The organism is Rathayibacter sp. AY1C2 (assembly GCF_002931195.1).
GTDB lineage: Bacteria > Actinomycetota > Actinomycetes > Actinomycetales > Microbacteriaceae > Rathayibacter.
Genome location: NZ_PSWG01000006.1, coordinates 143,503 through 156,251, shown reverse-complemented (window position 1 = coordinate 156,251; position 12,749 = coordinate 143,503). Strand labels below are relative to the sequence as shown.

The following is a 12,749-nucleotide window of genomic DNA, read 5'->3' as shown; positions in this document are numbered from 1 at the left end:
ACCGGGCGGTCGTCTCTCCGAGCGTGCGTCGGCAGGGCCGGGAGGCCGGTCAGTCGCCGGTGGCGAAGGGCCACCACGGCGGCAGGAGCCGTCGGTAGGCGGCGAGGTAGCTGCCGGGATCGCGGGGCGCGGGCAGGCGGAGCCACTGCTCCATCAGGCCGACGGAGCCCGCCGCGAGGAACGAGGCCGTCGCGTCCTCGAGGAACCCGAGCGGTGCGTCCGCGGGCGGGACGTCGAGGATCCCGGTGTCGAGCGTCGCGGAGACGGCGGTGCGGAAGTGCCCCGCTAGCATCGCGCGGAGGCCCGAGTCGCCGCCGGGAGCGTCGAAGGCGCGGAGGTAGAGGTCGCGGTGGCCGTCCAGGTGGCCGAGGACGCGGGAGGTGCCCTCGCGGATGCTCGCGTCGGTCGCGGCGCCGCTCCGGAGCTGCTGGAGGTAGCCCTCGCGGATCGCGTCGAGCTCGTCCTGCAGGGCGGCGCAGAGCAGTTCTGCGGCGGAGGAGGCGTGGGCGTAGAAGGTGGAGCGGTTCACGCCGGCGAGATCCGTGATCTCGGAGACGGTGAGGGTGGCGACGTCGCGGCCGGTCGCGAGTTCGATGATCGCCCGGTGCAGGGCCACCTGTGATCGCTTCTGCCGCGCATCCACTGCTGACGCCTCCCGAGCTGCCGACGGCGCGTCGACCCGTGCCGACGCGTTCCGCGCAGCGAGTCTACGGGGCCCGCTCGTTTTCACTTCCGGCGTCGGCATCCGCTAAGGTAGTCGAGTTGCCCGGGCCTCGGCCCGGTCTGCCACGGGCTGTGGCGCAGCTTGGTAGCGCACTTGACTGGGGGTCAAGGGGTCGCAGGTTCAAATCCTGTCAGCCCGACGGAAAGCCCTGATGAGACCGCTGGTCGTCGTCAGGGCTTCCGTCGTTTCCGGGCCTCGTCGTGATGCTGCGGACCGCTCACCGGAGCGCTGCGGCGACCTCGGCGAAGGCCTCGCGACGTCGAGCGGAGCGCGTCTCCCGCTCGGCGGGATCCCGTGCCCAGAGCGCCTGTCGCGACGGATGGAAGGTGCGGATCACCGTGAGGCCGCGCTCGCGCTCGATCGCCGGGTGCCGCCTGAGGAGGCGCCGCCAGCCGTGATCGGCGTCGCCGCCCTGCAGGAGGACCACCTCGACGTCGGGGGCGAGCGCGAGCAGATGCAGGACGGTCTCGACGCCGGCGTCGAGCTGCTCGGCGTTCGGCGCCTGGTTGATGTACCAGGGGTAGGCGTTCCACGGCAGCAGGTCGGCGGGGGCGAGGCCCACCTCGTCCATCAGCCCGGCCATGAGCTCCGCCGTCGGGTCGTCGTTCTCGGTGCAGAGGAAGCCGCTTCCGACGCCGTCCTGGGTGGCGGGGCCGGGATCGCGGAGGACGCTGAGGACGCGCGCCTCCACTCCGCCGTGCAGGGGAGCGACGTAGGGCAGCCAGCCGCGTCCGTAGGGGTTCCGCAGCTCGTCGATCCAGCGGTTCACGGGAGCCACGTGCGGTGAGTAGCGCTGCTCCCACTGGGCGCGGCGGAAGGAGAGGTCGGCCATGGAGCGGGGCATGTCCGCACCCTAGAGGGTGACCGGGGCGGCGCGGCACCCTTCCTGGTCGTCGGCTGTGCCGGCGGCGTCCGGACTGAGAAGCCGGAGCGGCATGCACGGCGTCTCCCCGACCGCCCGCAAGGGCGGCGGCAGGCCGGCTCCCTAGCGTCGGTGGACGTGACCCACTCCGCTCCGCTCGCCCGGTGGTGGCGCGAACCCTGGTGGGCGCGGCTCACCCTCCTCGCGATCCTGTGCGGTTCGACGGTCCTCACCGGCTGGAATCTCGCCCGGGGCGGAGACGCCGTCTTCTACGAGGCGGCGGCACGGTCGATGTCGGAGTCGTGGCACGCGCTGGCGTTCGGAGCCTTCGATCCCGCCGCCACGGTGACGCTGGACAAGCTGGCGGGGTTCGCGGTGCCGCAGGCGCTGAGCATCCGGCTGTTCGGCATGTCGACGTCGTCGATCGCGCTGCCGCAGCTGATCGAGGGGCTGATCACGGTCGCGGCGTGCTCGGTCGTCGGGCTCCGGTGGGGCAGCCGGGGGCTCGGGCTGGTCGCGGCGGCAGCGGCGGCGAGCACGCCGATCTTCGTGTCGATGTTCGGGCACCCGATGGAGGACGGGCTGCTCACGGCGGCACTCGCCGTGGCGCTGGTGTGGTGGCAGCGCGCGGTGCTGACGGAGCGGTGGTGGCCGCTGCTGATGACCGGGCTGTCCATCGGGATCGGCTTCCAGGCGAAGATGATGCAGGCCTGGTTCGTCCTGCCGGCGCTCGTGGTGGCGACTCTCGTCGGGGTGCGCGGGTGGCGCCGAGCCCTCGCCTGGGCGGGCGGGCTCCTGGCCGTCGCGGTGGGCGCCTCCGTGGCGTGGACGGTCGCGATGCAGGCGGTGCCCGCGGGCGACCGGCCGTACATCGACGGGTCGACGGGGAACGACGTCTTCGCGATGGTGTTCGGGTTCAACGGGCTCGACCGGCTGATCCCGGGAGCGGTGCCCGGCGCCGTCGTCGCATCCGACCACGTGGCGACGATGGGCGGAGCAGCGGGGTCTTCGCCGGCCAAGCTGCTGCTGGCGCAGTACGCGACGCAGGTCGGCTGGCTGTATCCCGCGGCGCTCGCCGGGCTGGTGCTCGGCGCCGTGCGCTGGTGGCCGCGGCGGGGGAGGCGGGGAGGTGCCCGCGGTGCCTTCGCCCTCCTGGTCTGCCTCGCGGTGTGGCTGGTGACAGCGGCGGGCGTGCTCTCGGTGGCGACGGTGCCGCACATGGCGTACGTCGCGGCGATCGGCGTGCAGCTGGCGCTCCTCGCCGCGCTGGGCTGGGCGGAGGGGGTGCGGCTGCTCGCGTCGACCCGGGTCGTCGCGCGGCTGGTGCTGCCGCTCCTCCTCGTCGCGCAGACGGCGTGGAGCGCGGTGCTCGCCGTGGGCGGGCAGCTGCCCGCGGTGCTGGGCCTGCCGTTCGCGGCGCTCGCCGGAGCAGGGCTCGTCGTGGTCGCGGTGGTGGCGCGGCGACGGAGGGGCGGTGCGGTGGAGCGAGCGGTCGGGAGCCGGAGGGGAGCGGCCCGCCGTCGTCCCGTCGCGCTCGCGGCAGCGGTCGTGATCCTGGCCGGGCCGGTCGCGTTCAGCCTGCAGGTGCTCGACGCGTCCCTCGACGGGTCGGGCGGCGACGCGCTCGTCGGCCTGCGCTTCCCGCAGAGGGCCGAGACCTCGGCTCCGTTCGCGGTCTCGTCGCCGGACGCGGTCGGCGGGCACGACTCGATGACCGCCGACGAGACCGCACTGGTCGCCGCTGCTCGTGCCGCCGGCGGCGGGGTGGACGGAGCGCCCCTGTTCCTCACCGACTCCTGGGCGATCTCGGCGCCGATCATCACGGCGACCGGCGCGAGCGTGCTCACCGACGGCGGCTACTCCGGCCAGGCGCGGGTCTTCACCGAGCAGGACGTCACCCGGATGATCGCGGCAGGACGCACGCCTCTGCTCGTGCTGAAGAACTCCGCACCGCCGACCGAGTCGGTGCGGAAGGCCGTGGTGGCGGACGGATGCACACAGCTGCAGGAGTGGGGGCCGGCGGCGACGGAGTCGGGAGAGCACGCCTCCGCGGCCACCGGGTTCTCTCTGTGGCGGTGCGGACCGGTGAGCTCGGCGGGCGGGGTGGCGGCTGTGGGCTGGTGACGGCGTCGGGTGATCCTCGCGTCGACGAGATCGCGACCCCGGCGGAACGGCGAGGAGCGGCTGCCGTCGTCCTGCCGCTCGCAGGATCGGGGCGGGCCGAGGAGGTCGGGTCCGCGAGCGGGACGGCCCCTGGCGCCTCGTCCGCGCGATGCCGGCCCGCCGCCTATCCTTGAGGGCGATGTCGAACTCCCGCGCCGAGGCCGCCTACCTGCGCTCCCTCGGCGCTTTCCGGACGCCGACACTCGATCTCCTCCACGGCCGCTACGCGCCTTTCGTCGTCGCCGCTCTGTCGCTCGTGTTCACGGTCGACCGGCAGGCCGTGGCGGTCGCCGACGCGCACGCCGAGGTGGGGGAGCTGCTCGAGGAGCTCCGCTCGGCCGGGTACGACGAGGGCGAGCGCGCTCTGCCGAGCGGCACGGCGCGCGAGGTGTGCCGCTACTGGGTCCGCGTCGGCTGGCTCGTGCCGCAGATCGAGGGCGAGGCCGAGGTCTACCGGCTGAGCGCCCACGCCGTGAGCGCCCTCGAGATCACCGGGCGCACCGGAGGCGGACGCACGCGCGTCTCGAACTCGCGGGTGCGCACTCTGCTGGAGGCGGTCGAGCGGCTGGCCGCGGACGTCGAGCCCGACCCGGAGGCCCGGCTCTCGCGGCTCCGCGAGGAGCGGGCGCGCCTGGACGTCGAGATCGCCGCCCTCGAGGAGGGCGCCGGTCTCGAGCCGGCCGACGACGAGCAGCTCCTGGAGGAGGCCGAGAACGTGGTGCACCTCGCCCGCGAGCTGCCGGCCGACTTCGCGCGGGTGGCGGAGTCGATCAAAGCGATGCAGCGCGACGTGGTCGCGGACCTGCGCCGCGACGTCCGCCCGACCGGCGAGGTGCTGCGGGAGTACCTCGAGCGCGGGCAGCACGTGATGCAGGCGACCAGCGAGGGCCGTGCGTTCGCCGGAGCCCTCCGCCTCCTGGGCGACCCCGAGCGGATCGACGCGCTCGCCGACCAGCTCCACACGGTGCTCGTGCAGCCGTTCTCCCGCCTGATGGACCCCGCCCAGCGCGCGGAGCTGGCCGCGATCGGCCGCCGGGTGGAGCTGGGCGTGCAGGAGGTCCTGACCGCGCAGCGCCGCGCGTCCCACGTCATCACGGGCCAGGTCCGCACCCACGACCCCGCTCGCGACCGCCAGGTGGACGAGCTGCTGCGCGACGTGATGGCGGGGCTCCAGGAGTGGACGGGCGGGATCTCGCCGGACGCGCCGGTCGCGCCGCTGCGGCACCTGCCCGTCGCCGGGATCGGCCGCCTGCGCCAGACCCTGGGAGACGTGCGTCCGGCCGGCGGGCCGGCGCCCCTGGCCGGAGACGACGGCGACGCCGAGTTCGTCGGCGACGACAGCCGGGCCTGGGGCGGTCCCCGCTACGCGGAGCTGGAGGCCTACGTGGCGGAGCTCGGCGACGAGTTCGATCTGGCGGACGCGTTCAGCGCGGCTCCGGAGGACACGCGACGGCCCGTCGACCTGCTCGGGCTGCTCGAGATCGCGCACCGGACGGGCCTCGTCGACCGCGAGGGCTACTCCGTCGTGAGCACGCGCCGACCCGACGGGACCGTGCGCCGCTTCGCCTTCGGATCCGTGACCGCCCGCACCGAGGAGGAGACCGACGATGAGTGACACCCTGGCGACCGACGGGCCCGCCGCCGATCCGTTCATCGCGCCCGTGTCGATGGAGGAGGACCCCGACGAGCTCTTCCCCGGCGACCGCGGCGTCCTCGACACCGAGGTGCGCCGGGTGCTCGTGCACGTGCTGCAGCGCCGCTTCCTCCTCGCCGACCGCCACCGCGAGCAGTGGGCCGTGCTCCAGGAGCACCGGCAGCTGATCGAGTCGCGGCTGAACGACCTGTTCGTGCGGCTCGTCGTCGACCACGAGCGAGGGGTCGCCTACAAGCAGCAGGTGCGCTCCGACGAGGTGGAGATGCCGGTGCTGCTGCGCGACCTCCCCTACACCCGCGCCGAGACGCTGGTCCTGGTGCACCTGCGCACGGTCCATCAGCGGGAGTCGGCGGCCGGCGAGGCGTCGGCGCGCGTGGACGTCGAGGAGGTCGAGCAGACGGTGCTCAGCTACTTCGCCGACGCCGAGCGCGACACCGCCCGCCGGCAGCGCATGGTCCGCAAGGCGCTGGAGCGGCTCGGGCGCGACGGCATCGTCGACGAGGAGTCCGCAGGGCGGTACCGGATCAGCCCGATCGTGGAGATCGTGCTGAGCGCGCCGAAGCTGCGGGAGCTGAGCGACTGGCTGCGCGGGCGGGCGGGCGAAGACGCTTCCTCGGTGGTCGCAGAAGCGGCGCCCGCCGAGGAGCCCGGCTCGGACGATCCGGAGCAGGCGGACGACGACGCGCTCGAGGACGACGGCCTCGACGAGGACGCGGACCCGCCCACGGACGGCGTCCTGCCCGGAGCCGATGTCGCGGACGACGAGCCGCTGGACGACGAGCCGACCGACGACGACACCCCCGACCCGGAGGACGACCCCCGATGACGATGCTCGACACCCTCTTCGGCCTGATCCCCGCCGCCTCCCGCGGTCAGCAGTGGCTCGCCGAGGACCTGCAGCTGGTCAACTGGGGCGGCTACGACGGCGCGCACCGGGTCCGCTTCTCGCCCGGCGCCACGCTCCTCTGCGGCGGCTCCGGCTCCGGCAAGTCCACGCTGATGGACGCCTACATCGCCCTGATGATGCCGCCCACCACGCCGTTCAACGGCGCCTCGAACGGCGGAGTGACGGGCCGTCCGCGCGGCGAGGACCAGCGCAACATCCTCTCCTACGCGCGCGGCAAGCTCGACGAGTCGCGCACGGACGAGGGCACGACCATGCGCGTCCTGCGCGGCGACGGAGTCGACACCTGGACCGCCGTCGCGATGACCTGGGTCGACCACGACGGCTCGCGCTTCAGCGCGGTCCGCGCCTGGTACGTCCCGGCCGGCTCCCGGGTGCTCGAGGAGACCGTGCGGATCCGCGCGAGCGCCGAGGGCCCGGTCGACCTCGCCGCGCTCGACCGGGCGGCGGCGCACCGCTTCTCCGACGCGTCACTGCGCGCGGCGGGCCTGGATCCGCTCGGCACCGACCGCGAGTTCTCGGCGCGTCTGCACGCGGTGCTCGGCATCGGAGCGGCGGGAGCCGGATCGAAGGCGATGAGCCTGCTCGCCCGCATCCAGGCCGGTCAGCAGATCACGACCGTCGACGACCTCTACAAGCGGCTCGTGCTCGAGGAGCCCGAGACCCTGGCCTCCGCCGACGCGGTCGTCGCCCACTTCGACGAGCTCGAGAGCACCCGGCAGCGGATGCTCACCGCGCGCCAGCAGGTCGCGGCACTCGAGCCGTTGCGGGGCCTGCGCCTGCGCATCGCCGCGTCCGCGGAGCGCGTGCGCCTCATCGACGCGCTCGGGGAGTTCGACGCCCCGGTGTCGCCGGCGGCCCTGTGGCGCGCTGAGCAGCGCCTCGGCCTGCTGCGCGACGTCGAGGTCGAGCTGCGCGAGCGCACCCGCGCCGTCGACGCCGTGCTCCGCGAGAAGCGGGCGCTCGCCGAGGCGGCGGAGTCGGAGCGGGACGGGCTCGCCGAGGTGCTGCGGGCCTCCGGCGGCGACCGCCTCGAGACGGCCCAGCGCGAGCTCCGCGAGGTGGAGCGGCGGCTGGGAGCGGCGCGCGAGAACCGCGCCCGGCTCGAGGACGACCTGCGCGCTCTCGGCGAGCCGGAGACAACCCGCGAGCGGTTCGAGGCGGTGCTCGCCCGGGCGGCGAGCGCGCCCGACGCCAAGCGCAGCACCCGTGCGGCCTGGTCGGACGCGGTCGCCGAGCGGAAGGCCGCGGCGCGCGAGCTCGCCGAGCTCGAGGCGGAGCAGCGCTCGGCCTCGGACCGTCGGGACAGCATCCCCCGGCCTCTGCACGAGGCGCGCGAGCGGATCGCGGAGGCAGCCGGCCTCACCGCCGACGACCTGCCCTTCGTCGGCGAGCTGGTCGAGGTGCGTGCCGAGTTCGAGCCCTGGCGCGAGGCGTTCACGCTCGCCCTCGGCGGCTTCGCGACGACGCTGATGATCGACTCCGCCCACCTCGACCGCTTCCGCCGCGCCATCGACTCCCTCCGGCTCCCGGTCCGGCTCCGCTACGAGGGCGTGGACACCGGGCTCGAGGAGATGCGGGGCCTCGACCCGCAGACGCTGCCCGGGCGCCTCGACTACCGCGCCACCGCCTTCACCGGCTGGCTGCAGTACCGGCTCGAGGACCGCTTCGGCTACGTGTGCGTCGACAGCGCTGCGGAGCTCGGGCGCCACCGGCTCGCCCTGACCCTCACCGGTCAGCTCTCGCAGGGGCAGCGCGGTGCGCACGGCGGCCACGGCGCCGCGAACGTCCTCGGCTTCTCCAACACCCGTCGTCTCCGCGAGCTGAACGCCCTGGTCGAGGCGGCCCGGGCCCGCAGCGCGGCGGCCGTCTCGGCGGCGTCGGCGGCGGAGGAATCCCTCGATGCACTCGACGACCGGATGACGCGCCACGCCCGCCTCGCGCTGGTGAGCTGGGAGACGGTCGACGTCGAGTCGCTGCTCGCCGAGCAGGAGCGCTGGGAGGCGGTCGGCGCCGAGGCGGCGGAGGCGAACCCCGAGCTCGCCGGGCTGCAGGAGCAGATCGACGGGCTGCGCGGCCGCCTCGAGCGCCTCCGCCAGGAGATCGCCCGCGCCAGTGTGGAGCGCGAGCGGATCGAGGCGGAGTGGGCCGTCGTGGTCGACGACGTCGACGCGAGCCAGGCGGTTCTCGATGCGGCGGAGCGCGCAGGACGCGAGCTCGACGACGACCAGCGCGCCTTCCTCGACGCCCGGTTCACGCTGACCGAGGCCGCGGCGTCCGGCAGCGCCTCGGACGTCCTGGTCCGCTTCGACGCAGCGCTCGCCACGGCGGCGCAGCGTCTGGCGGAGGACCGCCGCTCCGCGGCCGAGGCGCACGAGCAGCAGCGCGAGAGCGCCGGCCGGATCATGGCCGGCTTCCTCGACCGCTGGCCGAATCCCAACCTGCTCGCGGACCCCGAGGCGTCCGCGGGCGACTTCGAGCGGCTGCTCGACGCCCTCGAGACCAGCGGCCTGCACCGGCTCGAGACCGAGTGGCGCGACAGCCTGCTCACGCTCTCCGGCAACGACCTCACGAGCTTCGACTCCACGCTCGGCCGCTCGCTGCGGGAGATCCGCGAGCGGATCGAGCCGATCAACGTGATCATGCAGGATCTGCCGTTCTACGACGACGGCCACCGCCTGCAGATCACGACGCGCGAGAACCAGTCGGAGGTGCGCCGTCGCTTCCGCCGCGAGCTCCGCGAGGTGCGCGCGCAGATCCAGGCCGTGTCCGCGGAGGAGGAGCGCGAGCAGGTCTACCGGCGGATGTCCCGGCTCATCCAGCGGCTGCGGCGCACCGCGCCCGACTTCGGGGACCTCGTCGACGTCCGCAACCACGTCCGGGTCAGCGCCGAGCGCGTGGACGCCGTCACCCGAGCTCACGTGGCGCTGTACGACCACATCGGCGAGAAGTCCGGCGGGGAGTCGCAGGAGCTGATCGCCTTCATCGTCGGGGCAGCGCTGCGCTACCAGCTCGGCGACGCGGGAGCCGACCGCCCCCGGTACGCCCCGGTCTTCATGGACGAGGCGCTGATCAAGGCCGACGCCCACTTCACCAAGCGGGCGATCGGTGCGTGGCGCGGTCTCGGCTTCCAGCTCGTGATCGGCGCCCCGAACGACAAGTACAGCGCGATCGAGCCGCACGTCGAGGTGGAGTACGACATCCTCAAGGACACGCGCGGACGCTCCTGGGCCAGGCCGAAGGTGGGCCTGGCCCCCTAGGGCTGCGTGCCGATCTTCGCGTGGCTGCGCGAGTAGGCGAAGTAGATCGCGAAGCCCACGGCCAGCCAGATCAGGAAGCGCAGCCAGGTCTCGATCGAGAGGTTGAGCATCAGGTAGGTGCAGATCAGGGCCGAGAGCAGCGGGAGCCACGGGTTCAGCGGGACCCGGAAGCCGCGCTTCAGGTCGGGCCGCTTGCGGCGCAGCACCACGACGCCGACCGAGACCAGCACGAACGCCGAGAGCGTGCCGATGTTGACCATCTCCTCGAGCACGCCGATCGGAGTGAGCCCGGCGAGCAGCGCGACGACGATGGTCACGACCACGGAGGTGAACCACGGCGTGCGCAGGCGCGGGTGGACGGTGGCCAGGCGCCGGGGGAGGAGTCCGTCGCGCGCCATCGCGAAGATGATGCGCGTCGCTCCGATCAGCAGCGTCAGCACGACGGTGGTCAGACCGGCGACGGCGCCGGCCGAGATGACCGTCGCCATCCAGGTCTGCCCGTGGTAGGCGAACGCGTTGGCGAGCGCGGCCGACGGGTCGAGCTCGCGGTAGGGGACCATGCCGGTCACGACGAGGGCGACGGCGCAGTACAGGACCGTGCAGATGATCAGCGAGGCGATGATGCCGATGGGCAGGTCGCGCTGGGGGCGGCGGGTCTCCTCCGCGGTCGTCGCGACGACGTCGAACCCGATGTAGGCGAAGAACACCAGGGAGGCGCCGGCGATGATGCCGCCGACCCCGAACGTGGCCGGCTCGATGCCCGAGAGGAACTGGAGCAGCGGCTGGGTCAGACCGGACGCGGACGGCGAGGGCTCGGCGGCGGGGACGAACGGGGTGTAGTTGGCGGTGTTCACGAACTGCAGGCCCGCGATGATGACGAACAGGACGATGAACAGCTTGATCGCGACGAGCACCAGGTTGACGCGCAGCGATTCCTTGATCCCGAAGGTCATCAGCGCGCCGAGCACGAGGACGAGCAGGATCGCCGGCACGTCGACCACGCCGCCGTAGGTGAGCGCCGGCGGGAGGGTCACTCCCAGCTGCTGCAGCAGCGACCCGAGGTACGCGCTCCACCCCTGCGCGACCACGCTCGCTCCGAGGAACAGCTCGAGGATCAGGTCCCAGCCGATGATCCAGGCGAAGAGCTCGCCGAGGGAGGCGTAGGAGAAGGTGTAGGCGGAGCCCGACACCGGGACCGTGGAGGCGAACTCGGCGTAGCACATGGCCGCGAGGGCGCAGGCGAAGGCGGCGACGACGAAGCTCAGGACGATCGCCGGTCCGGCGATGTCGTGGGCGGCGCGGCCGGTGAGGGTGAAGATGCCGGCGCCGATGACGACTCCGACGCCGAAGACCGTGAGATCGAGCGCGGTCAGCGACTTCTTGAGCTTGTACTCGGGCTCATCGGTGTCGGCGATCGACTGCTCGACGGACTTGGTGCGGAGGAGGCTCACGGTGGTTCTCTCTGTGGGCTGCGGTATGGAGGCGCGAGGGCCACTGGGGAGGATAGCGGGGCGGGCGCCTCTGCCGCGCCGGGCGTCGCGCGAGTACGCTTCCCGGCCATGAGCAGGATCTTCTCCGTGGCGTTCGTCGACGTGCACCCCCTCTACGTGGCGAAGGCGGAGCGCAAGGGCCGGACGAGGGAGGAGGTCGACGAGGCGGTCCGCTGGCTCACCGGCTTCTCGGACGAGGAGCTGGCCCGGCACCTCGAGAGCAGGACGACCTTCGAGGAGTTCTTCGCGGCGGCGCGCCTGCCTCCGCAGGCCTCGGCGATCACGGGAGTGATCTGCGGCGTGCGAGTCGAGACGATCGAGGATCCGCTGATGCAGCGCATCCGGTACCTCGACAAGCTGATCGACGAGATCGCGAAGGGACGGCCGATGGCGAAGGTGCTGCGGGCTCCCGCGGCCGGCTGAGCCGCCGGACCCGGGCGCTCCTCCACAGGCGCCGATCCGCTCCGGTTCTCCCCGGTCCGGGCCGGCGGGATCCTGCGCCGCCGGCGACGCGAGCAGGGTGTCGGGCATGACATCCACACAGCGAACCCCTGCTCCTCCGTCCCGCCGCCGCGATCCCGAAGTCCTGCGGGCGAGCGCGATCCAGGACCTCCTGGCTGCCGTCCCCTCCATCATCGGCATCCGTCCGGAGGAGTCCGTCGTGGTGGTGCCGTTCCTCGGCACGCGCGCCGGGGGAGGCTTCCGGATCCCGCTCCCGGAGACGCTGCGCGGGATGGAGGCGGAGGCGCTGGCGGGCGGCTGCGCGGCCATGATGGAGACGATGCCGCGGGCCACCGGTGTGCTGGTGGTGGTCTGCACCCGTGCGGGCTACGCCGAGGAGCGGGGGATCCCGCATCTCGACCTCGGCCGCGCGGTGCTCCGGCGCCTGGAGCGCACGCGCCTGGACATCATCGCCGTGGCCTGCATCGCCGCCGACGGATGGGGGCGCTACACGGACGCCGAGGAGTGCCGCAGGCCACGTCCGCTCCTCGAGATCGAGCGGAGCGAGACCGGCGTCCTCGCCCGAGCGGTGGCCGACGAGCCTCTGGACATCGACGCGCTCTCCGTGCTGCCGCCGGTCCTCGAGGAGGATCGCGCGCTCGTCGCGGAGGTGCTCCGCCGGCCGCCCCTGGTCGGCGACACGGAACGGCTCGTCGAGCGCTGGCTCAGCGGACCGCGGGACGTCCGCCGCGAAGGACTGATCGTGCGGACCCTGCAGTCGCCGCCCCTCCGCGACCGGGTGACCGTGCAGATCGCGCGGAGCCCGCAGGCAGGAGTGGGAGTGCCGCCCGGCGCGGTGGGCGACGCCCGCGCCGGAACGGACGACGACCACGACCTCGAGCTGTCGGCCCTGCTGCTCGGCAGCGGGCGTGCTCCGGAGCGCGGCCGTCTGGCGCGGGCGACCGGGCTCCTCGCCCGCGCCGCCGCGCTGGCGCCGGAGGAGGCGCGCTCCTCCGTGCTCACCGTTCTCGCGTGGTGCTGGTGGGCGAGGGGAGTCTCGAGCCTCGCGGGGCTCCACCTCGACGAGGCGCTGCGGCTCGACCCCGACGACTCGATGGCCCGGCTCTACGCCTCGCTGTTCGCGGCCCGCCCCCTGCCGGATTGGGTGCTCGCGGCCGCTGCCGAGGCCCTCGATGCCGCGAGCGCCTGAGGTCGGGCGCCGGCCGGTGCGCTCGCCCGGAGACGGATGCT

The 12,749-nt window shown here is 73.7% G+C and carries 9 protein-coding genes and 1 tRNA gene; 7 read left to right on the top strand and 3 right to left on the bottom strand.

What is annotated here, in order from left to right; translation table 11 throughout:
- Nucleotides 1-49: 49 nt before the first annotated feature.
- Complete coding sequence (locus tag C5C55_RS07060) at nt 50-616, bottom strand: TetR/AcrR family transcriptional regulator (RefSeq protein WP_104233386.1); 567 nt, start codon at nt 614-616, stop codon at nt 50-52.
- Between the two features lie 173 nt (nt 617-789).
- Between C5C55_RS07060 and C5C55_RS07055 the strand changes: the two genes are divergently transcribed.
- Nucleotides 790-863 (top strand) — tRNA-Pro (locus C5C55_RS07055).
- 78 nt (nt 864-941) lie between these two features.
- Here C5C55_RS07055 and C5C55_RS07050 read toward each other — a convergent pair.
- Nucleotides 942-1,568, bottom strand: coding sequence for a uracil-DNA glycosylase (locus tag C5C55_RS07050; RefSeq protein ID WP_104233385.1), 627 nt, complete (start codon nt 1,566-1,568; stop codon nt 942-944).
- Nucleotides 1,569-1,724: 156 nt separating this feature from the next.
- On the opposite strand from C5C55_RS07050, the gene C5C55_RS07045 reads away from it, so the two are divergent.
- The 4 genes from C5C55_RS07045 (at nt 1,725) to C5C55_RS07025 (ending at nt 9,567) form a co-directional block, all read left to right on the top strand.
- Nucleotides 1,725-3,710 carry a glycosyltransferase family 39 protein gene (locus C5C55_RS07045; protein ID WP_219812990.1) on the top strand — a complete coding sequence of 662 codons (1,986 nt, stop codon included), beginning with the start codon at nt 1,725-1,727 and terminating at the stop codon, nt 3,708-3,710.
- Between the two features lie 178 nt (nt 3,711-3,888).
- Nucleotides 3,889-5,364: a DUF3375 domain-containing protein gene (locus C5C55_RS07035; protein ID WP_104233384.1), complete on the top strand. Its 1,476-nt coding sequence runs from the start codon at nt 3,889-3,891 to the stop codon at nt 5,362-5,364.
- The gene (locus C5C55_RS07030; RefSeq protein WP_104233383.1) at nt 5,357-6,229 is read left to right on the top strand and encodes a DUF4194 domain-containing protein; all 873 of its coding nucleotides are present in this window, start codon (nt 5,357-5,359) and stop codon (nt 6,227-6,229) included. The genes C5C55_RS07035 and C5C55_RS07030 overlap by 8 nt, the downstream gene beginning before the upstream one ends.
- The gene (locus C5C55_RS07025; protein ID WP_104233382.1) at nt 6,226-9,567 is read left to right on the top strand and encodes an ATP-binding protein; all 3,342 of its coding nucleotides are present in this window, start codon (nt 6,226-6,228) and stop codon (nt 9,565-9,567) included. Before C5C55_RS07030 ends, C5C55_RS07025 begins: the two co-directional genes overlap by 4 nt.
- Here C5C55_RS07025 and C5C55_RS07020 read toward each other — a convergent pair.
- Complete coding sequence (locus tag C5C55_RS07020; RefSeq protein ID WP_104233381.1) at nt 9,564-11,018, bottom strand: amino acid permease; 1,455 nt, start codon at nt 11,016-11,018, stop codon at nt 9,564-9,566. The genes C5C55_RS07025 and C5C55_RS07020 overlap by 4 nt on opposite strands.
- Before the next feature lie 108 nt (nt 11,019-11,126).
- Between C5C55_RS07020 and C5C55_RS07015 the strand changes: the two genes are divergently transcribed.
- Together C5C55_RS07015 and C5C55_RS07010 are read left to right on the top strand one after the other, a co-directional pair.
- Complete coding sequence (locus tag C5C55_RS07015; protein ID WP_104233380.1) at nt 11,127-11,480, top strand: DUF2200 domain-containing protein; 354 nt, start codon at nt 11,127-11,129, stop codon at nt 11,478-11,480.
- A 106-nt stretch (nt 11,481-11,586) separates the two neighbouring features.
- Complete coding sequence (locus C5C55_RS07010) at nt 11,587-12,708, top strand: DUF4192 family protein (RefSeq protein WP_146080901.1); 1,122 nt, start codon at nt 11,587-11,589, stop codon at nt 12,706-12,708.
- Nucleotides 12,709-12,749 lie beyond the last annotated feature (41 nt).